The organism is Ochrobactrum sp. XJ1 (assembly GCF_024701725.1).
Lineage (GTDB): Bacteria > Pseudomonadota > Alphaproteobacteria > Rhizobiales > Rhizobiaceae > Brucella > Brucella anthropi.
Map to the genome: position 1 here is coordinate 172,594 of NZ_VDGD01000011.1, position 22,355 is coordinate 194,948.

The window sequence follows — 22,355 nt, forward strand, 5'->3', positions numbered from 1 at the left end:
ATTCCGGAGATTGCGCACCTGCCTTATACTCGAACCACGATAATCGGCGTCTCAAGACCATAAAAAGGCGCTTGGCGCAAGCCTGAGCGCGAAAAGAGAGCCAATCCAGCCTCAAAATTCGCCCAAAAATCAGCGGACGCGCAGATTGTTGGCGGTTTCTATGGCCTGTTTAATCTGGTCATCAGCCAGTCCGTCCATCATGTCGTTGAGGTCTGGTGAGCGAAAACCGGCGCGCTGGGCAACAATATACCAGGCCGCTGCTTTGACGAGATCGCCTTCTGTGCCAATGCCATCGCGATAGAGGCGGGCGAGCCAGGCCTGTGCCATCACCATGCCGCGCTGTGCGCCAAGACGCATCCAGCCAAACCCCTGTTCGTAGTCGCGGTCGCCACCGCGGCCCTCAATCAGCCAGCGGCCCAGATCGAACTGCGCCGTATCATAACCCTGTGCGGCAGCAAGCAGGAGATAGACGCGCGCTTTCTTGTCGTCGCGGGGGATGGTCGGGGTACCGTTGGCATAAATCTGGCTGAGTGCATATTGTGCATCGGCCAGCGTGGCCCCGGCCGCCTTCTCGAACCACGGGAAGGCGAGATCGATGCCCGGCTTGCCCGGCGTTTTTTCCATCAGCATCTGGCCGTAGTTGAACTGCGCCATGGCATTGCCACCCTCGGCAGCCTTCTTCATCAGTTCCTCTGCCTTGACGGGGTCTTTCCTGGCGTAGGTGCCCTGAAGCAGAAGTGCGGCATAGCGGAACTGCGCTTCTACAACACCGTTATTGGCTGCTTTCTCGTACCATTCCGCCGCCAGTTTCTGGTTGGCGGGGATGCCAAGGCCGCGCGCATAAATTTCTGCAATGAGTGTCTGCGATGCCGGATCGCCCTTTTCAGCCTGTGGCTTGGCCAGATTGAAAGCGGTCAGATAAAGGCCACGCTGAAATGCACCGAAAGCCTCGTCTGCCGGTTTGTCGCCGAAACGGCTTGGGTCGATGTGGGGCATCGGTTCGGTCGTTGCCGGTTGCGGCAGCATCACCGGCTTGGCAGGCTTGTCGGCTTTCTTATCCTGATGATCGCCCTGATGGCTGTTCTTTTGACCGCGCACCGGCTCGCCCGCTGCCAGAGCAGGCAGGACCGGCAGCGCGATTGTCAAAATGGCAGCGAGAAGAAGTTTGTTCTTCATGGGCATCGGCAAGACCTTGATGAAGGGATCAGTTTTCAAAGCGTGGCGCGTTCTCATCGAGAAGCCGGTTGGCTTCCGCGACAGCTTTTGCAGGGTCTTCGGCGTCGAAGACCGCCCGACCGAGCGCAACGAAATCCGCGCCGGTTTCGGCTGCGGGGATGATGCTTTCCAGCGTGCTTCCGGCTTGCGCGATGCTGGGAATTTCCACCATCTGCGACCACCATTCGGCCAGCGACAGGTTGCGCGGATGGGCATCCGGCTTGTTATCCGCACCGATCTTGCCGAAGAAAACATAATCGGGCTGCAACTCGCCGATTTCCATTGCGCCATGGCGGTCGCGCAGATTGCCGGTGCCGACGATCATCTTCGGCGTATGTTTTTCGATCGCATCTGCCAGATCGGCAGCCTTGCCTTCGATATGAACGCCATCTGCACCGACGCGACCCGCGATGCGCGTATCGTTCAGGATAAGCGCGGCGGCGCCTTTTTCCTGAATGACGGGGATGACCTTTTCAGCCGTGGCCTGAAAAGTGGCTTCGTCGAGATCGCCGGTGTCGAGAATGACGCTTGCAACGTCACCGCCCGAGAGCGCAGCCGTCAAAAGCTTTGCGAGGGCCGCGCCGTCGGCAAGTGGAGGCGCAACCAGCACGATGCGGCAGCGTTCGGTTTCAGTCTGGTGAGCGGGCGTGTTCATGAGCCAAGCCTAACGGGAAAAACGTGATGGAATTCGGGCAATAGAGGCGTTCTGTTTACCGGAAACGGAAGCGGGGCTCTATCTATTTGTTTTGTCGCATTTATGCGACGCAACCGGGCTTCGGCAAGTATTCATTGGCGAAACCTTCTCGGGCCCGCGCCTGTCCGGGCTGGCATAATGTTATCCACTGGAACGAAAGTTGATCGGAACCAACCCGGTTCTGCCGGGATTAACGCGTATATAAGCCACACCAAGACCGGGCGCTGAATGCTCCGGCAGAACGTGTGAAACTGTTCCGGCACCCATCCGGAATGACACGAAGAAAAGTGGAAAGGCTCGCAATCCCAAGTGCAGGCACTTTCCTTCAAAGATAGGCAGGCTGGTAAATGAATATTGCGACCGCTAGAGAAGCGATGCCCGCACAACCGACGAAAATGCGCGACACGCGCATCGACGTGTTTCGTGCGCTCGCGCTGCTAACGATCTTCATCAACCATGTGCCCGGCACGATCTACGAGCATTTCACGCACAAGAATCTGGGCTTCTCCGATTCGGCTGAAGCTTTCGTGCTGATTTCCGGCATGGCCGTGGCGCTTGCCTATGGATCTAAATTCGCTCCCGGCAATCGCCTGCTTCTGTCGCTGAAAATGTGGCGCCGCGCTGGTGTGCTCTATACGACGCACATCATGACGACCATGGCGACCATCGCCATTTTCGCCGCTGCCGCTATCTTCCTGAAGCGTTCGGAGTTGCTTACGCAGATCAACATCGCGCCGCTGGTCAAGCACCCGGTCGAAGCGCTGTTCGGCATCGTCACGATGGGTCACCAGCTCGGCTATAACAACATTTTGTCGATGTATGCCGTGATGCTGGTTTTGACTCCGATCCTGCTTCTGCTGGCGCGCATCAGCCTGCCGCTCATGCTCGGTGTTTCCGGCACGGTCTGGTTCCTGTCAGGCCTCTATCACGTTGCGCCGGTAAATTATCCGACCGAAGGCGTCTGGTTCCTCAATCCGCTGTCGTGGCAGTTCCTGTTTGCAATCGGTATTGCAGGCGTGATTCATGTACGTCGCGGTGGCGAACTGCCGAAGCATCCGCTGCTGATCGGCCTTGCCGTTGGCTATCTGGTGCTGGCGCTGGCATGGGTGCGTATTCCGCTTTGGGGCATCGACGCGTCGATGGGCCTGCCCATGGTTCTTACCGGCTTCGACAAGACTTTCCTGTCGGGGCCGCGTCTGCTGCACGTGCTGGCGATTGCCTATCTCATCGCCGTCGTTCCGACGCTGAACAATATTGCCCGGACGGCGCCGGATAATCCTCTCGCCGTTCTCGGCAAGCATTCGCTGCCGGTCTTCATTGCCGGTACGCTGCTGGCAATGGTTGCGCAGGTGATGAAGCTCGTGAACCCGGGCGGCCTGCCTTATGACACTTTGCTGATCGCAACCGGCATCGTGATGCAGTTCGCACTGGCCTATTATCTGGAATGGCTGCCAACCATCGGTTGGGGCAAGAAGGGGGCTCCCGTTTCGGCAAAGCCCGCTGTTCCTGCTGCCGAACCCGTCAAGATGCAGGTTGCGTCAAACTCCAAACCCGCGATGCAGCGCTATTAAGCACCACTGATCAGCCGCCCATTTCGGGCGGCTTTTCTTTGAGTGAAAAGTGCCGGATTGCGTGAGATTATCCACAGCGCTACGCAGAAATTAACCATTCATTAATCTTAAGAATGTTAAATGGTTTACATCCAGTTCGGCTGGATTCTTACCGAGTGGTTTAGCCACTCTGTTTGACGCCTCCCTGTTAAACTCCTGAGAGCCGCCATTGCGGCTCTTTTTTTGTGCGCTTTTTGCTGCATATCGGGGGAATATCGCTTTCCACATGCAGGCGCGCGGAACGGAACAACTGCCCAATCCGTTCTATTTACAAGCTTTCGTCAAAAGCCTCTGAAAATGTTAACCGAATGTTAAACATAAACTTGCGCGACGGTGTATGAAGGTGCAGTTTATCGTGGACTTGTTTAGCACAGCTGTTCCGTCTCAGCCTCCCCCATGGTCGAACAGCGGTTCAATGGTTTCATTCGTATCCGTCTGGCATATCCCACTGGACGAATACGGCAACGGAATGGGCCGCCGATACAGGCGGTCATGCAAGGTGGCAGAGCAGTGATTAGCGAACAGAGCCAGATGCCGAGCAATATGATCAGCCTCGCAGAGCGCATGGTTTTCTCGGATTCGTTCAAGCCGATCTATGCAGAAGGCATGGATATGGTCGAGGAAGCGGCAAGCTATCTCGACGGCGAAGGCCGTGAGGATGCGCGCAATCTTTCGCGTGTGGCTGCGACGCTCTATGCCGCCGAATCGATGCGTCTGACCACGCGCCTGATGCAGGTTGCTTCGTGGTTGCTGCTCCAGCGCGCGGCGCGGAACGGTGAAATGACCCGTCAGCAGGTTGCAGCCGAGAAAGCCAAGGTGCGTCTTGATACGCCATCGGCGGGTGAAATCGCACAAGGCTGGTCCGAACTGCCTGCAGCATTCATGGAGCTGGTCGAACGTTCCATGCGCCTTCAGGCGCGTGTGCGCCGTATGGACCGCGAAGTTTACGGTGAAGTGGTCTCGCTGCAGGGCGTCCCACGTGGCAATCCGGTTTCCGAACAGATCGTATTGCTCAAAACTGCTTTTGGCGCTTCATAACGATCGATCATGTGCGCCCTTCGTGGCGCATGTTTCTCTTTTGTTCACTTTTCTGCTGTCAAGTGAATCCGTCTGAGGATAGGGTTCGCTTATGAAAGAAACGATTCGCATCATTGGTATCGATCCGGGCCTGCGCCGTACCGGCTGGGGCATTGTCGAATCGTTGGGCAATTCACTGCATTTCATCGGTTCGGGGACTGTGACCTCGAATGCCGAGATGGATCTTGCATCGCGCCTCTGCCAGCTGCATGAAGGTCTTTCCAAAGTCCTGCATGAATATATGCCGCATGAGGCGGCGGTTGAACACACCTTCGTCAACAAGGATGCAACGGCGACGCTCAAGCTTGGTCAGGCGCGCGGCATTGCCTTGTTGGCTCCCGCGCAGGCTGGACTGCCCGTTGCCGAATATGCGCCGAATGCCGTGAAGAAGGCTGTAATCGGCGTTGGACACGGTGAAAAACAGCAAATCCATATGATGGTGAAAGTGCTGATGCCGCGCGCATCGTTCGATACGAGCGATGCCGCCGATGCTTTGGCCATTGCCATTTGTCATGCGCATCACCGGCAAAGCATCGCAAGTGCGCGCCGGTTGCAACAACTTATCGCGTAGGTGGCCATGATCGGTAAGCTCAAGGGTGTGATCGATGAAATTGCCGAGGATCATGCTGTCATCGACGTGCATGGTGTCGGCTATGTTGCGTTTTGTTCGGCGCGCACGCTCGGCAATCTGGGCGGTGCGGGCGAGGCGGCCATCCTGTTTATCGAAACCTATGTTCGCGAAGACATGATCCGCCTTTATGGCTTTGCCAATCAGCTTGAGCGCGAATGGTTCCGCCTGTTGCAGAATGTGCAGGGCGTTGGCGCCAAGGTGGCTCTCGCCGTGCTCGGCACGTTGTCGCCGTCGGAACTCGCCAATGCAATTGCACTGCGCGACATCGCCATGGTTTCGCGCGCGCCGGGTGTCGGCAAGAAGGTTGCTGAGCGCATCGTGACCGAACTCAAGAACAAGGCGCCTGCCTTCGCCGGTGATGCGAGCGGCACGATCGGGCTCAAACAGGAACTTGGCGCGGGCGCTGCCCCGGCGCCGGTTGCCGATGCGGTGTCGGCGCTTTCCAATCTCGGCTACTCGCGTGATCAGGCCGCTAATGCTGTCGCCGCGGCCTTGAAGGAAGCGGGGGAGAATGCCGATTCGGCCAAGCTCATCCGCCTGGGTCTGAAGGAATTGTCGCGGTGATTTACTTGCCTGAGCGATATGTTCATGCGAGGAGGATGGCATGAGCGACCGCAACCCTCTCATTGATGCTGACAGACGCGTAGACGAAGACAATACGCTGCGCCCGCAGACGCTTGACGATTTTGTCGGGCAGGCGGCAGCGCGCGCCAATCTGAAAGTCTTTATCGAGGCCGCCAAAGTGCGTGGCGAGGCGCTTGACCACGTCCTGTTCGTTGGCCCTCCGGGTCTAGGCAAGACGACGCTGGCGCAGATCATGGCCAAGGAACTGGGCGTCAATTTCCGTTCCACATCCGGCCCGGTTATTGCCAAGGCGGGTGATCTTGCGGCTCTGCTGACCAATCTGGAAGAGCGCGACGTTCTGTTCATCGATGAAATTCATCGCCTGAGCCCGGCAGTGGAAGAAATCCTCTATCCAGCCATGGAGGATTTCCAGCTCGACTTGATTATCGGCGAGGGGCCTGCCGCGCGTTCGGTGAAGATCGATCTTGCGAAATTTACGCTGGTTGCGGCAACGACCCGTCTCGGGCTTCTGACCACGCCGTTACGGGATCGCTTCGGCATTCCGACACGGCTCAATTTCTATACGGTCGAGGAACTGGAATATATCGTGCGGCGTGGTGCGCGCATCATGCAGATGGGTATTTCGCCGGATGGTGCGCTGGAAGTCGCCCGCCGTTCACGCGGCACACCACGTATTGCCGGACGGTTGTTGCGTCGCGTGCGCGATTTCGCGCTGGTCGCCGGCGCCGATGTCATCGATCGCAAGATCGCTGATGAGGCGCTGTCACGCCTTGAAGTGGACAACCGCGGGCTGGATCAGCTCGACCGGCGTTACCTCAATATTATCGCACGCAATTTCGGGGGCGGTCCGGTGGGGATCGAAACCATTGCCGCCGGCCTGTCTGAGCCGCGTGACGCAATTGAAGACATTATCGAACCCTATCTGATCCAGCAGGGTTTCCTGCAGCGCACGCCACGCGGCCGCGTTTTGACGGCCATCGCATGGCAGCATCTCGGATTGCCCGCGCCTGCCGAAATCATCCAGCAGTCGCAATACGGCCTCTTCATGGAAGACGAATGACGGAACGACAGGAACAATCGGCGCAGGCTGCTGTGTCTGGCGAACTGAAAGACGGCGTGCATCTGCTCTATGCGCGCATCTATTATGCCGATACGGATTTTTCCGGCTTCGTCTATCACGGTCGCTATCTGGAATTCTACGAACGCGGACGCACGGATTTCCTGCGTTTGCAGGACGTTCATCATATCGAATTGGCTGAGGGCGCGCTTGGTGAAGAAATGGTCTGGGTCGTTCGCCGCATGGAGATCGATTACAAATCGCCCGCGAAGATGGATGATCTTATTCTGATTGAAACCCGCGTCAGCGAAATTCGCGGCGCGCGGGTCATCATGGCGCAGAAAATTACCTGCCGGGAGCGTCTGCTTTCGGAGGCGAAGGTAGAGGCCGTGATGATAACCAAAGAAGGCCATCCGCGCCGCATTCCCGACGAATGGCGGGAAGCTTTCACCAACAACCGCAAGAACTGAGTCCCAGGACCGCTCCAATGACTGTCTTCACTGGCATGTTCGTGCGGAATTCGATGCGCTAGCGGCAAATATACCTATTTGGGCGAATGCTAACGCATCTTTAACCATAATATTCCATTAATCACCCTGACGGAATCGGTGGAGAGGCAGGCTTGAAGCGCAGCGCCTTCCTTTCACCAAAATTAACCGTAACAAGCGCGTGATGGATTTAAAGTTGAAATCCGGAATGGCGGTTGCGGTGCGAAGTGTCGGCCGCTCGTCGGGCAGGTACGGCTTCAAGTTGAAAAGCTGCGCAGGTTTGGAGCGTCTGTTTTCAGACGTTGAGTAACGGATTTGCGATACCGCCCGGTCATGTGGCCGGGCGTTTGGATTCGAGGACGGTAGATCGATGGAAAATGTTGCGTTAGCGGCCCCCGCCGCCGATGTTACCCTCTGGGGCCTGTTCATGCAGGCGAACTGGGTCGTCAAGCTGGTTATGCTTGGCCTGCTGTTCGCCTCGATCTGGACTTGGGCTATCATCGTGGACAAGACGATTGCTTACGGACGGGCACGGCGCGCGATTGATCGCTTCGAGCAGACGTTCTGGTCCGGCCAGTCGCTGGAGGAGCTCTATCGCAATCTCGGCGAACGCCGTACCACCGGCATGGCGTCCATCTTCATGGCCGCGATGCGTGAGTGGAAGAAATCATTCGAGAAGGGCGCTCGCTCGCCCATTGGCCTGCAGATGCGTATCGACAAGGCCATGGATGTCGCGCTGGCGCGCGAAAGTGAAAAGCTCGACTCGCGTCTGGGCTTTCTGGCGACCATCGGCTCTGCAGCCCCCTTCATCGGTCTGTTCGGTACGGTTGTCGGTATCATGACCTCGTTCCAGGCAATCGCCGCTTCCAAGAACACCAGTCTTGCCGTTGTGGCGCCGGGTATCGCCGAAGCACTTCTGGCAACGGCAATCGGTCTTCTCGCCGCTATTCCTGCCGTTATTGCCTACAACAAGCTGTCGGCGGATGCGGGCAAGATCGGCGGACGGCTGGAAGGATTTGCGGATGAGTTTTCCGCCATACTGTCGCGCCAAATTGATGAGAAGCTGACGCCGCGTAATTAAGCGGCTTCAAGCATCGAGTGTAGTTTCAGCCTTCGGGAATCTTGCAATGGGCATGTCGGTAGGAAATCAGGGAATGCAGTCGGGCGGGCGCCGCAGGCGCGGCCGCAAGAAGGCATTGATGAGCGAAATCAACGTGACGCCGTTCGTCGACGTGATGCTCGTTCTCCTCATCATCTTTATGGTCTCCGCGCCGCTGCTGACGGTTGGCGTGCCGATTGACCTGCCCGATACGCAGGCCAAGGCGATGAATGCCGATACGCAGCCGATCACTGTTTCGGTCAACAGCGAAGGCAAGATCTTCCTGCAGGAAACCGAAATTCCGATCGATGAAGTGGTGCCGAAACTCCAGGCTATCGCCAAGACAGGCTATGAAGAGCGCATTTTCGTGCGTGGTGACAAGGCTGCCGATTACGGCACCGTCATGAAAGTCATGGCCCGCATTTCCGCCGCCGGTTTCAAGAATATCGGCCTTGTGACCCTCCAGGAGCAGGATAGCTGACGCCATCATGAAGGCTGGCCTGACATCTTCTGTTGCCTTGCATGCCGTTGCGGTCGCGCTGGCAGTGGTTTCGTTTTCCTCGCCGAAGGCTTTCGACGTGCAGGATTCGGAATCGTTCCCGGTTGATATCGTACCGATCGAGTCGATGACGCAAATCCAGCAGGGCGAAAAGACTGCGCCCATGAAGGAAAAGTCGGCTCCTGTGCCGACAACCAAACCGCAGACTGTTCCAAACGCCGAGAATTTTGGCGATCAGGATATCGATACCCAGACACCGCCAAAGCCCGATGCAAAGGCGAAGCCAATTGAGGCGGCGGAAGAACCCAAGGCGCAACCGGAACCGGTAAAAAAGCCGGAACCGAAGCCTGATCCGAAACCGGAACAGAAGCCCGAGACCAAGCCAACGCCGGTTCCGGCGACGGAAGTTCAGGCCAAGCCGGAAGAAAAGCAGGAAGTGAAGCCTGATCCGGTGGCTGAAGCCATCGAAAAACAGGCGGAAACCCCTGACGCTGAAACGCCGAAGCTGCCGGACAAGGTGCCAGCGCCCGACGCCAAGCCGAAGCCGCCGCAGGCGCAGACAGCAAAGACGCCGGACCGCAAACCGACGGAAGACAAGAAGCCGACGCAGAACGCCGCTCAGACTTCGAAATCGAAGAATGATGCGATTGCCGATGAGGTTGCTGCCCTTCTGAACAAGCAGAAGGCGGCAGGCGGCGGAGCCAAGCGTTCCACCGATCAGGCATCGCTGGGCGGCAAGAAGAATACTGGCGGCTCCAAGCTCAGCCAGAGCGAAATGGATGCGTTGCGCGGTGCGATTTCCAAATGCTGGAACGTGCCTGCCGGTGTGGCCGACGCGCCGGGACTGGTCGTGACCGTCAAGATGAAGCTGAATCAGGATGGCTCCATTCAGGGCTCTCCGGAAGTGACATCGGGTGGTGGCGGCGATGGTGTTGGTCGTGCAGCAGCCGAGAGCGCCAAGCGCGCTGTCGCACGCTGCGCGCCGTACAATCTGCCAGTCGACAAATATGATTCATGGTCGGAAGTGATCGTCAACTTCGACCCAAGCGAAATGTTCTGACCGGGTTTCCGGTCGCCAACCAACTTACTGCAAGGACAAAGAGGTCCCAGAAGACATGAAAATCGGCATCATCAATACAAAGATCCGGACGGTCTTTTCGGCTTTCGCGTGTATGATTGCCGCAAGCCTTGTCTGCACCATGCCGGCGCGCGCCGTCGTGGAAATCAACATCAACAAGGGGGTGATCGAGCCGTTGCCGATCGCCATCACCGATTTCCTTTCGGCTGATCAGCTCGGACCGAATATCACGTCGGTCATCGCGGCCGATCTTGAGCGGTCTGGTCTTTTTGCACCGATCGACAAAGGCGCCTTCATCGAGAAGATCTCCAATCCGGATGCGGCTCCGCGTTTCGAGGACTGGAAGGTCATCAATGCGCAGGCGCTTGTCACGGGCCGCATCACCAAACAGCCGGATGGCCGTCTCAAGGCTGAGTTCCGCCTGTGGGATACGTTCGGTGGCCAGCAGATGATCGGCCAGCAGTTCTTCACCACGCCGGACAACTGGCGCCGCGTCGCCCATATCATCGCTGACGCCATCTATGAACGCCTGACCGGTGAAAAGGGCTACTTCGATACGCGTGTTGTTTTCGTCGATGAATCCGGCCCGGCACAGAAGCGTGTGAAGCGTCTTGCCATCATGGATCAGGACGGCGCCAATGTGCGTTACATTTCCGACGGTCGCGCCATTTCGCTGACGCCGCGTTTCTCGCCGAACCGTCAGGAAGTCACCTATATGTCTTTCGAAGGCGGTTCGCCGAAGGTGTATCTGCTGCAGCTCGAAACCGGCCAGCGTGAACTCGTCGGCAATTTCCCCGGCATGACCATTGCTCCGCGTTTCTCGCCCGATGGCCAGAAGGTTGTGATGAGCCTGCTTCAGGACGACGGCAGCGCCAATATCTATACGATGGACCTGCGCAATCGTTCGACCACACGCCTGACCAACAGCCAGGCGATCGATACGAGCGCGTCCTATTCACCGGACGGATCGCAGATTGTTTTCTCCTCCGACCGTGGTGGACGTCCGCAGCTCTATGTCATGGGTGCTGATGGCTCCAATCCGCGCCGTATCTCGGCCGGTGACGGCAGCTATTCCACGCCGGTTTGGTCTCCGCGCGGTGATCTCATCGCCTTCACCAAGCAGTCGCAGGGCCAGTTCTCCATTGGTGTGATGAAAACTGACGGTTCGGGCGAACGCCTGCTGACCTCGGGCTTCCACAATGAAGGCCCGACCTGGGCTCCGAACGGTCGCGTGCTGATGTTCTTCCGCAAGGCGGCGGGTGCAGGCGGTCCGAAGCTCTTCACCATCGACCTGACTGGTCGCAACGAGCGCCAGATCCAGACGCCGAACTTCGCATCCGATCCGGCCTGGTCGCCGCTGCTCGAATAGCGGATTCGCGGATAGTTATGGAAAGTGAAGGCGCGAAACTCCAGTTTCGCGCCTTTTTCATGGATAGAACGGTTCCGGTTCAAGCGGAAACGGGAAACCGTTCTATCTCCTTGTTTTATCGCATTATCCTCACGCAAAACCGCTTCGCACTTTTGCAGGAAATGCTCAAATTGCCACAATCATTGCCAGGAAGCCGTGTTTCTGCCGTATTTTGCCCCCAAGGGCTAACACCAGAACTGCTGCCGGAAATCGCCGGTTGCATCTGGCCGCAAGAAAATATTAACCATACTTCTTGAGCCTGTCTTAACCTCAATATGATTATTGGATGGTTACGCAGGAACATCAAATCTTAAGGAGCTCCGGCCCATGCGCCGTATCCAGTCGATTGCACGTAGCCCGATCGCTATTGCCCTTTTCATGTCGCTCGCCGTTGCCGGTTGTGCGTCCAAGAAGAACCTTCCGAACAATGCCGGTGATCTGGGTCTCGGTGCAGGCGCTGCAACGCCGGGTTCCTCGCAGGACTTCACGGTCAATGTTGGCGACCGCATCTTCTTCGATCTCGATTCTTCGCTGATCCGCGCCGATGCACAGCAGACGCTTTCCAAGCAGGCCCAGTGGCTGCAGCGTTATCCGCAGTACTCGATCACGGTCGAAGGCCATGCCGACGAGCGCGGTACGCGTGAATATAACCTTGCTCTCGGCCAGCGCCGTGCAGCTGCCACCCGCGATTTCCTCGCTTCGCGTGGCGTCCCGACCAACCGTATGCGCACCATCTCCTACGGTAACGAACGTCCGGTCGCAGTTTGCGATGCCGACTCGTGCTGGTCGCAGAACCGTCGTGCCGTCACCGTTCTCAACGGTGCAGGCAGCTAATCTGCGGGCACCTGACAGTGTTACGGAAAAGCGGCTTTCGAGCCGCTTTTTTCGTTTTTGACCGCCTGTTTGGTCGTTTCGACAAACTTTGGCCGAAGTCGCACTTGTCATAGTGAGCGTCAAAAGGCCTTCGCTTTTCGCATTATCCGACGCAAAACCGCTTCGCACTTTTGCGGGAAATGCTCTAAAAGCGGAGCTGATCGTGCGGCAATCATGTTCAGCGTCTGTTCAGGCGCGGCACTCGATCATCGTGTTCGCCCCGAATTGGATGGGTGAATCGGATGGATGAATTAGCAGGGGCAAAAGGGAATGAGGAAACCAATGAGGAAAGTGACGCTGGCAATTGCCATGCTGCCGCTTTTGGTGAGTGCTCCGGTTCTGGCGGCATCTGTTTCTTCGCAAGGGGGGATTCAGCTCGCGCAGGCAGGTGCTCCCGGCGGCGATCAGTTTTCGCAGCAGGTCTGCAATCTGGCACATCAAAACGCCCAGTCCTATGCGCGCATCTTGCAGCTTCGCGACAAGATGCTGAAAATCCAGCGCGACAACGAAGCGCGTTTTCAGGCCTTGGAGAAGGGGCGTGGCGGCGCCCAGAATCCTGTCAGCATCGGTTCGACGGCAATTCTCGATGATGCCATGCGTGATAATGGCAGCGGCGGCGGTCAGGGCGGCGGCTATCAAAGCCCCGGCCTGCAGCAGGAACTGGTGCGCAACCTGACCGGAAAGGTCGAGGACGTGGACGCCCAGATTTCGTTCACCGATAATCAGTTGCAAAAGACGCAGGAAGACAATGAATTCCGGTTTGAAGAACTGGAAAAGAAGAACGGCGTAACCTCGCCTGCTTCCAGTGGTGCAGCTCAAGCGGCTCCCGCGGCAGCATCGCCGGGCGCCGATCTCTGCGCGCAGGGCATGGGCAACCCCGCTGCGATAGCAGATGCGCTGGGTGCGCGTGCGGAAGCCATGAACTTCCAGATCCTCGAAATGCAGGATCAGATGCAGAAGATGCAGGAAGCAAACGAAGGCCGCTTCCAGTTTCTGGAAACCGGCAAACGCGCCGATGCGGAAGTGCAGCAGGCTGGCGGCGACACGTCGCTCGCCGATGCCGGTTCCAGCCAAGGGACTAGTCAGGGCAATAACGGAAACCTCGATGGCGGGGTTTCCGGAAGCGCCCCCAAGAACGGTGGATACAACGCTTCTTCGCAGACTGCGGCCAACCAGTCTTCTGGCGCCGATTCCATGGCTATTGGTTCGAACGCACCCGCACAGGGTGGACCGGAACGTGGAGAGCCGCCGCAGTCGCTGGGTTCCATCCGGTTCGACGCCAATGGCAATGTAATCGGCGAAACGCTTGATGTCACACCGCGCACGGCACAGTCGGGTACGGCACCCGGCGCCACCTCGGGAGGAAATGCTGCAGGCGATACGGTCGCATCCCTTCCGACGGACGATAATCCCAGTTCGCTCTATCAGGCTTCCTATCAGTATCTGATGTCGGGCGATTACAAGGCAGCCGAAACCGGCTTCCGCGAGCATGTGAAGCGTTATCCGGCTGACCCCAATACGGCGGAAGCACGCTTCTGGCTCGGAGAATCGCTTTACGGTCAGGGCCGTTATCCGGAAGCGGCGACGGTATTCATTGATACGCAGCGCGATTATCCCGATTCGAAACGCGCGCCGGAAAACATGTTCAAGCTCGGCATGACGCTTGAAAAGATGGACAATCGCGATGTCGCCTGCGCCACCTTCGCGCAGATTCCAGAACGTTACCCCAAGGCAGCGCCCGCGATATTGAAGCGCGTTGCCGATGAGCGCAGCCGCGCAAAGTGCTGATTGCGGAGTTATTTCGTGGGGCTTAGCCCAAGCAATATTTCCAAATTATTCGAGCCATTCGGATTTGAGCAGGCCAAGGCCGTCATAGCCGCCGTTTCGGGCGGCAGCGATTCTCTCGGCCTGCTTTTCCTCCTCCGGGATTATATGGCCATGCTCCAGAACCCACCCCGGCTGATTGCTGTGACGGTGGATCATCAACTGCGCGCCGAATCGAAGGCCGAAGCCGAAAATGTCGGGCTGCTTTGCCGGCAATACGGGATTGAACACCGCATTCTCGTCTGGGACGAGGCCAAGCCTACAAGCGGGCTTGCCGCTGCTGCGCGGACGGCGCGCTATCGGCTGCTGGTGCAGGCCGCGCGGGATGTTGGCGGAGCCTTCATTGTCACCGGCCATACGCAGGACGACCAGATCGAGACCTTTCTGATGCGCAAGGAGCGTAGCGCCCATGCTGAGGCTCGCGGGCTTGCGGCCATGTCGTCGCGCTCGTTGCTGGACGGTCTTGGGCTCGAAGGCTCGGTTGAACTTGATCGTCCTCTGCTTTCTGTTTCCCGGCAGACACTGCGCGATGAATTGCGGGGCAGGGGTATCAATTGGGTGGATGATCCCAGCAATGCGAACACTGAATATGAACGACCGAGAATTCGTCTGGGCATTGCCGCCGAGGCTGACAGACAGGTGGTTCTCGATCAGATTGCCGAGGCTGGAGCGGCGCGTGAGCGGGACAATGCTGCCTTGATTGCTGCGCTGGGCGACCCGGCGAGCTTGCGTGTAGATGCTACCGGGGCCTTGCTTATCGATCCGCAGCTCTACGCCGTGCTTCCTGACAATGTGAGACGTCTCTTCGCAGGATTGCTTGCGGCCATCGCTGGCGGACGCCGTTTCCTGCCGGGTGATAGCGAGCGGTCGCGCATTGAACGGGTTCTGTCCGGAGATGATGACACGCATCGCTTGACTGTATTTGGCGCCCTCATCGAGCGGGGCGACAGCGGCTCACCGCATCGGTTTCTTCGTGAAAAACGCAATCTGCCAAAGCTCCATCTGGAGCCGGACAAGCCAATTGTCTGGGACGGTCGATTCCGTTTCTTGAACGAAGGCATGATGGATTTTGAGCTCGCTGCACCGGGACGGCAGGAACTTGCCGACTTCCTGAAGTCGCAGAATATCGAAATCGAATCTCGAAAACGTGAGGCCTTGCTGGTTTCGCCGGCTCTTTACAGAGATGGCAGGCTTTTCGCTCTACCTTTCCTATCCGACGGAAACTTTCTGCAAGACATTCATATCGAACGGCATTTTGCGATCTTCGATCACGTGTTGCCGGGGCATGATTTCGACCTTGCAAGGGCCATGGAAGCCCGCATCGGACGTATCTGCGCGGAAATGTCCTAATTTTTGTAAACCAGAGTGAGAAGAATCGAGGATGTGGGGTCGAACGCGCCTTGGCAAGGCCATCCTTCGATCCTATGTTAGACCGAAACATCGTTCCGTGCCCGCGGAATGGCCGTGGTATCGATTGGACCCGATATGAATCCGAACTATCGCAACTTCGCCCTTTGGGCGATCATTGCTCTTCTTTTGATCGCGCTGTTCAACCTGTTCCAAAGCCCAGGTCAGCGCTCCAATTCCCGTGAAGTTTCCTATTCGCAGTTTATTGACGACGTTTCCAACGGTCGCGTGAAATCGGTCACGATTACCGGCCAGCGGATCAGCGGTACGTTTGCTGATAATGGCTCGACCTTCCAGACCTATTCGCCGGGCGATACGGGTCTTGTTTCGCGCCTTGAAAGCAAGGATGTCGCGATTACTGCGCGCCCTGAAACCGACGGTTCCAGCTCGCTGATCGGCATTCTCCTGTCGTGGCTTCCGATGATCCTGATCCTCGGCGTATGGATTTTCTTCATGCGCCAGATGCAGGGTGGCTCGCGCGGTGCGATGGGCTTCGGCAAGTCCAAGGCCAAGCTTCTGACGGAAGCACATGGCCGCGTGACTTTCCAGGACGTCGCCGGTGTTGACGAAGCCAAGCAGGATCTTGAGGAAATCGTCGAATTCCTGCGCGATCCGCAGAAGTTCCAGCGCCTGGGCGGCAAGATTCCGCGTGGCGTGCTGCTCGTGGGCCCTCCCGGCACCGGTAAGACGCTTCTGGCGCGCTCCGTAGCAGGCGAAGCCAATGTGCCATTCTTCACCATTTCCGGTTCGGACTTCGTTGAAATGTTCGTCGGTGTTGGTGCAAGCCGTGTCCGCGACATGTTCGAACAGGCCAAGAAGAATGCGCCTTGCATCATCTTCATCGACGAAATCGATGCCGTCGGTCGTCATCGCGGCGCTGGTCTCGGCGGCGGTAATGATGAACGCGAACAGACGCTCAATCAGCTTCTGGTCGAGATGGACGGCTTTGAAGCCAACGAATCGATCATCCTGATCGCGGCGACCAACCGCCCCGACGTTCTCGATCCCGCGCTCTTGCGTCCGGGCCGTTTCGACCGTCAGGTTGTGGTTCCGAATCCGGATATTGTCGGTCGCGAACAGATTCTCAAAGTGCATGTGCGCAATGTGCCGCTTGCACCCAATGTCGATCTCAGGGTTGTCGCACGTGGCACGCCGGGCTTCTCCGGTGCCGATCTCGCCAACCTCGTCAACGAAGCTGCCCTCATGGCCGCGCGCCGCAACAAGCGCCTTGTGACCATGCAGGAATTCGAAGACGCCAAGGACAAGATCATGATGGGTGCGGAACGCCGCTCCGCCATGACGCAGGAAGAAAAGGCCAATACGGCCTATCATGAAGCCGGTCATGCCATCGTTGCGATCAACGTGCCGAAGGCTGATCCGGTCCACAAGGCAACGATCATTCCGCGCGGTCGTGCGCTCGGCATGGTGATGCAGCTTCCGGAAGGCGACCGTTATTCGGCGACCTATACCTGGATGGTATCGCGTCTTGCCATCATGATGGGCGGTCGTGTGGCCGAAGAGCTGAAGTTCGGCAAGGAAAACATCACTTCCGGTGCTTCCTCCGATATTCAGCAGGCCACCAAGCTTGCCCGCTCGATGGTGACCCAGTGGGGCTATTCCGACAAGCTTGGCCGTGTGGCCTATGGCGACAATCAGGAAGAAGTCTTCCTTGGCCATTCGGTGTCCCGCACGCAGAATATTTCGGAAGAAACCGCGCAGATCATCGACGCCGAAGTGCGTCGCCTGATCGACGAGGCCTATGCCGAGGCGACCCGCATCCTGACCAAGAAGAAGAAGGACTGGATCGCGCTTGCCGAGGGTCTGCTCGAATATGAAACGCTCTCCGGCGACGAGATCAAGGAACTGATTGCGGGCAACAAGCCGTCGCGCGATCAGGGCAACGATACGCCGTCGCGTGGTTCGGGTGTGCCGAAGGCTGGAAGCCCGCGCAAGCGCAAGGGCAGCGAGCCTGGCAACGAACCGGGTATGGAGCCGCAGCCGCAATAAGCTGCCTGAAAGCGAAACCAAGAAAGCCGGGCTTGTCCCGGCTTTCTTGTTATCTGGCTTTGTTTGGGCTTACCGCAAAGGCTCATTAAGGATTTCGGCGCATCATATTGCGTCAGATTACGACTTAGGACGTGGGAACGTTAAACCTGCCGCAAAAGGCGAAATTGCATTTGTGGGTGTTTTCGCGTTAAGAACAGCGAAAATCTGCTGTCCGGCAACCGGCAGCCATTGCTCGCCGATCAATTCAGGCGGCATATATTTGAAGACATAGAGAGCGGTTCATGGCTCAGCGCAAGGCGAAACAGATGACACGGAAATATTTTGGAACCGATGGCATTCGCGGACAGGCAAACAGCTTCCCGATGACACCGGAAGTTGCCATGAAAGTCGGTATGGCTGTCGGTCACATCTTCCGCCGCAAGGGCCAGACTTCGCGCGTTGTGATCGGCAAGGATACGCGCCGTTCGGGCTATATGCTTGAAAACGCGCTGGTGGCCGGTTTTACCGCTGCCGGTATGGATGTTTTCCTGCTTGGCCCGATCCCGACGCCTGCCGTTGCAATGCTCTGCCGCTCGCTGCGTGCCGATATCGGCGTCATGATTTCCGCATCGCACAATCCATTCTATGACAATGGCATCAAGCTTTTTGGTCCGGATGGTTTCAAGCTTTCTGACGAGATCGAGCTGAAGATCGAGGCGATGATCGATGGTGATCTGACCCCTTATCTGGCCAGCCACGGTGATGTCGGCCGCGCCAAGCGCGTCGACGGCGATATCTATCGCTATATCGAATTCGCGAAGCGTACACTGCCGCGCAATATCGACCTGAACGGCCTGCGCATTGTTGTCGATTGTGCCAATGGTGCGGGTTACAAGGTTGCCCCTGCCGCCCTGTGGGAGCTGGGTGCGGAAGTCATCACCATCAACAACGAGCCAAACGGCATCAACATCAACGAGGATTGCGGTTCGACGCATCCGATCGGCCTGATGAAGAAGGTTCACGAAGTGCGCGCCGATGTCGGCATCGCGCTGGATGGCGATGCGGACCGTGTGCTGTTGGTCGATGAAAACGGTACCGTCATCGATGGCGACCAGCTGATGGCCGTGATCGCTGAAAGCTGGGCTGCAAGTGATCGTCTCGAAGGCGGCGGCATCGTGGCAACCGTCATGTCCAACCTTGGACTGGAGCGCTTCCTTGCCGACCGTCATCTGACGCTGGCCCGCACCAAGGTGGGCGACCGCTATGTGGTCGAACATATGCGCGAACATGGCTTCAATGTCGGTGGCGAGCAGTCCGGCCATATCGTTCTGTCCGATTATGCGACGACTGGCGATGGTCTCATTTCGGCATTGCAGATCCTTGCTGTCGCGCAGGAGCAGGGCAAGCCAATCAGCGAAATCTGCCGCAAGTTTGATCCGGTGCCGCAGCTTTTGAAGAACGTTCGTACCTCGGGCGGCAAGCCGCTGGAGAACAAGCGCGTGAAGAGCGCAATTGACGAAGCTACCGAGCGTCTTGGCGTTCAGGGCCGTCTGGTTATCCGCCCATCCGGCACGGAGCCACTTATCCGCGTCATGGCAGAAGGTGATGATCGTGGTCTGGTGGAAAAGGTCGTCAACGATATCATCGACGTGATCTCGTCCGAGGGCAGCGCTGCGGCCTGATGCCTTTAAAGATAATGCGAGCAAAGGCGCGGGTTTTGTCCCGCGCCTTTTGCGTTTGGAATGCATTTTGTACATTAGCGAGTGTTAATGAACTTGGTAAAAAAACAAGGTTAAGTTGTATTTAACTTTTGCCGAATAGTCTCCCCTCAAACATCCGTACCCGTCGCTTTCAGCGGCGCGATTCTCCGATGGGGCAGACATATGAAAAGTTTTACGAAAGCTCTTTTTGCCGGTGTGGCGGCATCGGTTGCCCTGATGGCTGCAGCGCCCGTCGCTTCTGCGGCCGACATACTGGAGCCAGTTCCAGAAGTTCCGGAAGTCGTTGTCGCTCCGCCCGCCGTTGGTGGCTGGTATTTGCGCGGCGATATCGGTTACTCCAAGGCCAAGTTCAAGGACGCTGATTACGCGACCATCGATAATTGCGCGACCTGCGGCGGCGGCTCGCCGACCTTCGGCAGCAACACGCTTTATGGCGATCTCAAGGGGTCGTTCCTCGTGGGCGGCGGTGTCGGTTATCAGGTGACGGATTATTTCCGTACCGATCTGACGGTAGACTACATGACCCGCGCCAAGTTTGATGGCCACACTTATGGTTCGGCCTGTAACGGTGACATCAACTGCGCTTCCGACGAGCGCGGTCGCTTCTCGGCTCTCTCCATTCTGGCCAATGCCTATGTTGATCTCGGCAATTTTGCCGGCTTCACGCCTTATGTCGGCGCTGGCATTGGTGGAACGCGGGTGAAGTGGGGCGATCTGGACGATGTTCGCTATGGTGGTACGCAGGAAGGCGCTGCCAACTGGCGCTTTACCTACGCGCTCATGGCCGGTGCGTCGGTCGATCTCACACAGAACCTCAAGCTCGATGCGGGCTATCGCTATCGCCATATCAATGGCGGCAAGATGTTTGAAGGCAATCAGTGGATCGGTGACGGATACGACAACGGCATGAACGTGCATGATGTGCGCGTCGGCCTGCGCTATATGTTCGGCGGTGCAGGCCCGGCCTATGCTCCGCAGCAGGTTTCGACCATCGTAGACGGTCCCGTTTACAAGTAATTGCAAATCGCGCGATGAAAATAAGGCCCGGTCATCCGGGCCTTATTTGTTTAGAAGTACAGTAAACATATCCCTATATTTATGCGATCTTAACCATGTTCATTCATACATGATGATACATTCATAAGCGGGGATATCATCATGTCTATGCAATGGCGTGCTTTCTGTTCGTCGGCTGCTTTGCTGGCCGGATTATGCGTCGCATCGCAGTCTTTTGCCGCCGATCTCGATATGATCAGCTACGAACCGGGCGCTCCGGTGCAGCAGCCGGTCGAGGTCGGGTCCGGTTGGTATCTGCGCGGCGATATCGGCTACAATCTCTCCTCCAAGGTCAAGGTTCAGACAGAGACATCTTTCTGGAGCGCATCGCAAAGCTATGATCTGGACAAGAATGTCGTGCCGTCCGTCGGTGTCGGTTATCAGTTCACGGATAATCTGCGCGGCGACGTGACGCTCGGCTATTCCAAGCAGAGCTTCGACGACTTGGACGTCGATGTTCGTAGCTGGGACATGATGGCCAACGCCTATGTCGATCTCGGCAATTATTACGGCTTCACACCTTATCTCGGTGCAGGCCTTGGCTTCGCCAATGTGCGCTATTCCATTGATACGGCCTATGGTAACTACAAGACCGACGATGAATATCGTCTCGCCTGGGCGCTGATGGCGGGTGTGGGCATCGACGTGGCATCCAACATCAAGCTTGATATCGGCTATCGTTATGGGGTCATCGAGGGTGCTGATATTGCAAGTGCTGCAGGCCTCACGCTCAGCGACAAGGATATTCAGTCCCATCAGCTGCGCGCCGGTGTGCGCTTCACGACATGGTAATACCAAGTCTCATTGAGTTTGACTCATCGAGACCTGGTTAAGCCCGTGCGGTAATTGAGCATTTTCAGGGTGTGATGCGTTAGCATCTTAGCGCCCTGCTATAATTGCAGCGGGTCTTTCGGCCCGCTTTGCAGTTTATTGTTTTAGTTGTGTCGAATTTTTCGTTTTCATATGCGACCCGAATCCTTACAGGTGAAAGAACGCGTCGAGCGCGTTTCCTGAAAAGGGGAGGGTTATGAAAGCAATTGCAGCATTTTCAGATTTCGTAGGCCGGACTTTTGCCATCTGGGTCATTGTCTTTGCCATTCTCGGCTTTGTTCTGCCGTCTACGTTCAGCGTATTTGCGCCATGGATCGTGGTTCTGCTCGGCATCATCATGTTCGGGATGGGCCTGACCATTTCCGGCAAGGATTTTGCGGAAGTCGCCAAACGACCTTTCGAGGTCGCCATCGGTGTGCTGGCCCAGTTCATCATCATGCCGCTTCTCGCCGTGTTGCTGACGCGTATCATCCCGATGTCACCGGAAGTGGCTGCGGGCGTTATTCTGGTCGGTTGCTGCCCCGGTGGAACGGCCAGCAACGTCATGACCTATCTGTCGAAGGGCGACGTGGCACTAAGCGTGGCCTGCACGAGCGTCACGACCTTGCTGGCGCCTCTCGTGACGCCTTTCCTGGTCTGGTTCTTCGCCAGCCAATATCTGCCGGTCGATGCGATGAGCATGTTCATCAGCATCGTGAAGGTGATTCTCCTGCCTCTGGCGCTGGGTTTCATCCTGCAAAAGCTGGTGCCGGGTTTGGTCAAGGCGGCTGTGCCCATGTTGCCGCTCGTGTCAGTCATCGGCATTGTGCTCATCGTTTCCGCCGTCGTGGCTGTCAACAAGGCCGCTATCGCCCAGTCTGGCCTGCTGATCTTCGCGGTTGTCGTTCTGCATAACAGCTTCGGTCTGGTTCTAGGCTACTTCGCAGCGCGCTTCGCGGGTCTGTCGCTTGCCAAGCGCAAGGCGATCAGCATCGAGGTCGGGATGCAGAACAGCGGCCTTGGCGCGGCGCTCGCCAATGCGCATTTCTCGCCGCTGGCGGCTGTGCCGAGCGCCGTTTTCAGTGTCTGGCACAATATCTCCGGTGCGCTGATTGCGAGCTATTATGCGCGCATGGAAGAAGAGCTGTCTGAAACGAAGACAGCGACCCGATAACGAAATTCTACCCGCCCGAAGCAATTCGGGCGGGTTGGGTAAAAATATTCCCAGAAAGGCGTA

At 57.3% G+C, this 22,355-nt stretch carries 21 protein-coding genes; 19 read left to right on the forward strand and 2 right to left on the reverse strand.

The window, feature by feature from the left end:
• Positions 1 to 129: 129 nt before the first annotated feature.
• The gene (locus FG152_RS20310) at positions 130 to 1,176 is read right to left on the reverse strand and encodes a tetratricopeptide repeat protein (RefSeq protein WP_029376273.1); all 1,047 of its coding nucleotides are present in this window, start codon (positions 1,174 to 1,176) and stop codon (positions 130 to 132) included.
• Positions 1,177 to 1,204: 28 nt separating this feature from the next.
• Positions 1,205 to 1,870, reverse strand: a complete 666-nt coding sequence (locus tag FG152_RS20315; RefSeq protein ID WP_010661383.1) for a thiamine phosphate synthase — start codon at positions 1,868 to 1,870, stop codon at positions 1,205 to 1,207.
• 386 nt (positions 1,871 to 2,256) lie between these two features.
• Between FG152_RS20315 and FG152_RS20320 the strand changes: the two genes are divergently transcribed.
• The 19 genes from FG152_RS20320 to FG152_RS20410 all read left to right on the forward strand — a co-directional run bounded on the left by FG152_RS20320 (position 2,257) and on the right by FG152_RS20410 (position 22,292).
• Entirely contained in the window at positions 2,257 to 3,480 is a 1,224-nt protein-coding gene (locus tag FG152_RS20320; protein WP_085982332.1) for an OpgC family protein, read from the forward strand.
• A 570-nt stretch (positions 3,481 to 4,050) separates the two neighbouring features.
• Entirely contained in the window at positions 4,051 to 4,557 is a 507-nt protein-coding gene (gene rcdA, locus FG152_RS20325) for a protease adaptor protein RcdA (protein WP_010661381.1), read from the forward strand.
• Between the two features lie 91 nt (positions 4,558 to 4,648).
• Entirely contained in the window at positions 4,649 to 5,167 is a 519-nt protein-coding gene (gene ruvC / locus FG152_RS20330; RefSeq protein ID WP_010661380.1) for a crossover junction endodeoxyribonuclease RuvC, read from the forward strand.
• Positions 5,168 to 5,173: 6 nt separating this feature from the next.
• The gene (ruvA, locus tag FG152_RS20335) at positions 5,174 to 5,791 is read left to right on the forward strand and encodes a Holliday junction branch migration protein RuvA (protein WP_010661379.1); all 618 of its coding nucleotides are present in this window, start codon (positions 5,174 to 5,176) and stop codon (positions 5,789 to 5,791) included.
• Positions 5,792 to 5,831: 40 nt separating this feature from the next.
• The gene (ruvB, locus tag FG152_RS20340) at positions 5,832 to 6,872 is read left to right on the forward strand and encodes a Holliday junction branch migration DNA helicase RuvB (protein ID WP_010661378.1); all 1,041 of its coding nucleotides are present in this window, start codon (positions 5,832 to 5,834) and stop codon (positions 6,870 to 6,872) included.
• Positions 6,869 to 7,339, forward strand: a complete 471-nt coding sequence (locus tag FG152_RS20345; RefSeq protein WP_036581835.1) for a YbgC/FadM family acyl-CoA thioesterase — start codon at positions 6,869 to 6,871, stop codon at positions 7,337 to 7,339. Before ruvB ends, FG152_RS20345 begins: the two co-directional genes overlap by 4 nt.
• A gap of 388 nt (positions 7,340 to 7,727) precedes the next feature.
• Positions 7,728 to 8,438 (forward strand): protein TolQ, encoded by a 711-nt coding sequence (gene tolQ / locus FG152_RS20350; RefSeq protein WP_010661376.1) that lies wholly within the window; start codon positions 7,728 to 7,730, stop codon positions 8,436 to 8,438.
• A gap of 46 nt (positions 8,439 to 8,484) precedes the next feature.
• Positions 8,485 to 8,937, forward strand: a complete 453-nt coding sequence (gene tolR / locus FG152_RS20355; protein WP_010661375.1) for a protein TolR — start codon at positions 8,485 to 8,487, stop codon at positions 8,935 to 8,937.
• Positions 8,938 to 8,944: 7 nt separating this feature from the next.
• On the forward strand, positions 8,945 to 10,015 hold the full coding sequence (gene tolA / locus FG152_RS20360; protein ID WP_010661374.1) for a cell envelope integrity protein TolA: 1,071 nt from the start codon (positions 8,945 to 8,947) through the stop codon (positions 10,013 to 10,015).
• A gap of 55 nt (positions 10,016 to 10,070) precedes the next feature.
• Complete coding sequence (gene tolB, locus FG152_RS20365) at positions 10,071 to 11,402, forward strand: Tol-Pal system beta propeller repeat protein TolB (RefSeq protein ID WP_010661373.1); 1,332 nt, start codon at positions 10,071 to 10,073, stop codon at positions 11,400 to 11,402.
• Between the two features lie 17 nt (positions 11,403 to 11,419).
• On the forward strand, positions 11,420 to 11,698 hold the full coding sequence (locus FG152_RS20370; RefSeq protein ID WP_010661372.1) for a hypothetical protein: 279 nt from the start codon (positions 11,420 to 11,422) through the stop codon (positions 11,696 to 11,698).
• Positions 11,699 to 11,768: 70 nt separating this feature from the next.
• A complete protein-coding gene (pal, locus tag FG152_RS20375; RefSeq protein WP_010661371.1) occupies positions 11,769 to 12,275 on the forward strand; it encodes a peptidoglycan-associated lipoprotein Pal in 507 nt (168 codons plus the stop codon).
• A 309-nt stretch (positions 12,276 to 12,584) separates the two neighbouring features.
• Positions 12,585 to 14,102, forward strand: a complete 1,518-nt coding sequence (gene ybgF, locus FG152_RS20380) for a tol-pal system protein YbgF (RefSeq protein ID WP_010661370.1) — start codon at positions 12,585 to 12,587, stop codon at positions 14,100 to 14,102.
• A 15-nt stretch (positions 14,103 to 14,117) separates the two neighbouring features.
• Positions 14,118 to 15,488, forward strand: coding sequence for a tRNA lysidine(34) synthetase TilS (gene tilS / locus FG152_RS20385; RefSeq protein WP_010661369.1), 1,371 nt, complete (start codon positions 14,118 to 14,120; stop codon positions 15,486 to 15,488).
• A 135-nt stretch (positions 15,489 to 15,623) separates the two neighbouring features.
• Positions 15,624 to 17,552, forward strand: coding sequence for an ATP-dependent zinc metalloprotease FtsH (ftsH, locus tag FG152_RS20390; protein WP_010661368.1), 1,929 nt, complete (start codon positions 15,624 to 15,626; stop codon positions 17,550 to 17,552).
• Positions 17,553 to 17,857: 305 nt separating this feature from the next.
• Positions 17,858 to 19,213 (forward strand): phosphoglucosamine mutase, encoded by a 1,356-nt coding sequence (glmM, locus tag FG152_RS20395; protein WP_010661367.1) that lies wholly within the window; start codon positions 17,858 to 17,860, stop codon positions 19,211 to 19,213.
• Between the two features lie 201 nt (positions 19,214 to 19,414).
• The gene (locus tag FG152_RS20400; RefSeq protein WP_010661366.1) at positions 19,415 to 20,269 is read left to right on the forward strand and encodes an outer membrane protein; all 855 of its coding nucleotides are present in this window, start codon (positions 19,415 to 19,417) and stop codon (positions 20,267 to 20,269) included.
• Positions 20,270 to 20,410: 141 nt separating this feature from the next.
• Positions 20,411 to 21,100 (forward strand): outer membrane protein, encoded by a 690-nt coding sequence (locus FG152_RS20405; RefSeq protein WP_029376271.1) that lies wholly within the window; start codon positions 20,411 to 20,413, stop codon positions 21,098 to 21,100.
• Positions 21,101 to 21,335: 235 nt separating this feature from the next.
• A complete protein-coding gene (locus tag FG152_RS20410) occupies positions 21,336 to 22,292 on the forward strand; it encodes a bile acid:sodium symporter family protein (RefSeq protein WP_010661364.1) in 957 nt (318 codons plus the stop codon).
• The last annotated feature ends 63 nt before the right edge of the window (positions 22,293 to 22,355 follow it).

Excerpts from the sequence above, each read along its gene's own strand:
- pal (WP_010661371.1), top strand. The coding sequence starts at position 11,769 with ATGCGCCGTATCCAGTCGATTGCACGTAGCCCGATCGCTATTGCCCTT.
- ruvA (WP_010661379.1), top strand. The coding sequence starts at position 5,174 with ATGATCGGTAAGCTCAAGGGTGTGATCGATGAAATTGCCGAGGATCAT.
- FG152_RS20345 (WP_036581835.1), top strand. The coding sequence starts at position 6,869 with ATGACGGAACGACAGGAACAATCGGCGCAGGCTGCTGTGTCTGGCGAA.
- tolA (WP_010661374.1), top strand. The coding sequence starts at position 8,945 with ATGAAGGCTGGCCTGACATCTTCTGTTGCCTTGCATGCCGTTGCGGTC.
- tolQ (WP_010661376.1), top strand. The coding sequence starts at position 7,728 with ATGGAAAATGTTGCGTTAGCGGCCCCCGCCGCCGATGTTACCCTCTGG.
- ybgF (WP_010661370.1), top strand. The coding sequence starts at position 12,585 with ATGAGGAAACCAATGAGGAAAGTGACGCTGGCAATTGCCATGCTGCCG.
- ftsH (WP_010661368.1), top strand. The coding sequence starts at position 15,624 with ATGAATCCGAACTATCGCAACTTCGCCCTTTGGGCGATCATTGCTCTT.
- tolB (WP_010661373.1), top strand. The coding sequence starts at position 10,071 with ATGAAAATCGGCATCATCAATACAAAGATCCGGACGGTCTTTTCGGCT.
- FG152_RS20310 (WP_029376273.1), bottom strand. The coding sequence starts at position 1,176 with ATGAAGAACAAACTTCTTCTCGCTGCCATTTTGACAATCGCGCTGCCG.
- FG152_RS20405 (WP_029376271.1), top strand. The coding sequence starts at position 20,411 with ATGTCTATGCAATGGCGTGCTTTCTGTTCGTCGGCTGCTTTGCTGGCC.
- ruvB (WP_010661378.1), top strand. The coding sequence starts at position 5,832 with ATGAGCGACCGCAACCCTCTCATTGATGCTGACAGACGCGTAGACGAA.
- glmM (WP_010661367.1), top strand. The coding sequence starts at position 17,858 with ATGACACGGAAATATTTTGGAACCGATGGCATTCGCGGACAGGCAAAC.
- tolR (WP_010661375.1), top strand. The coding sequence starts at position 8,485 with ATGGGCATGTCGGTAGGAAATCAGGGAATGCAGTCGGGCGGGCGCCGC.
- FG152_RS20370 (WP_010661372.1), top strand. The coding sequence starts at position 11,420 with ATGGAAAGTGAAGGCGCGAAACTCCAGTTTCGCGCCTTTTTCATGGAT.
- FG152_RS20320 (WP_085982332.1), top strand. The coding sequence starts at position 2,257 with ATGAATATTGCGACCGCTAGAGAAGCGATGCCCGCACAACCGACGAAA.
- FG152_RS20315 (WP_010661383.1), bottom strand. The coding sequence starts at position 1,870 with ATGAACACGCCCGCTCACCAGACTGAAACCGAACGCTGCCGCATCGTG.
- ruvC (WP_010661380.1), top strand. The coding sequence starts at position 4,649 with ATGAAAGAAACGATTCGCATCATTGGTATCGATCCGGGCCTGCGCCGT.
- rcdA (WP_010661381.1), top strand. The coding sequence starts at position 4,051 with ATGCCGAGCAATATGATCAGCCTCGCAGAGCGCATGGTTTTCTCGGAT.
- FG152_RS20400 (WP_010661366.1), top strand. The coding sequence starts at position 19,415 with ATGAAAAGTTTTACGAAAGCTCTTTTTGCCGGTGTGGCGGCATCGGTT.
- FG152_RS20410 (WP_010661364.1), top strand. The coding sequence starts at position 21,336 with ATGAAAGCAATTGCAGCATTTTCAGATTTCGTAGGCCGGACTTTTGCC.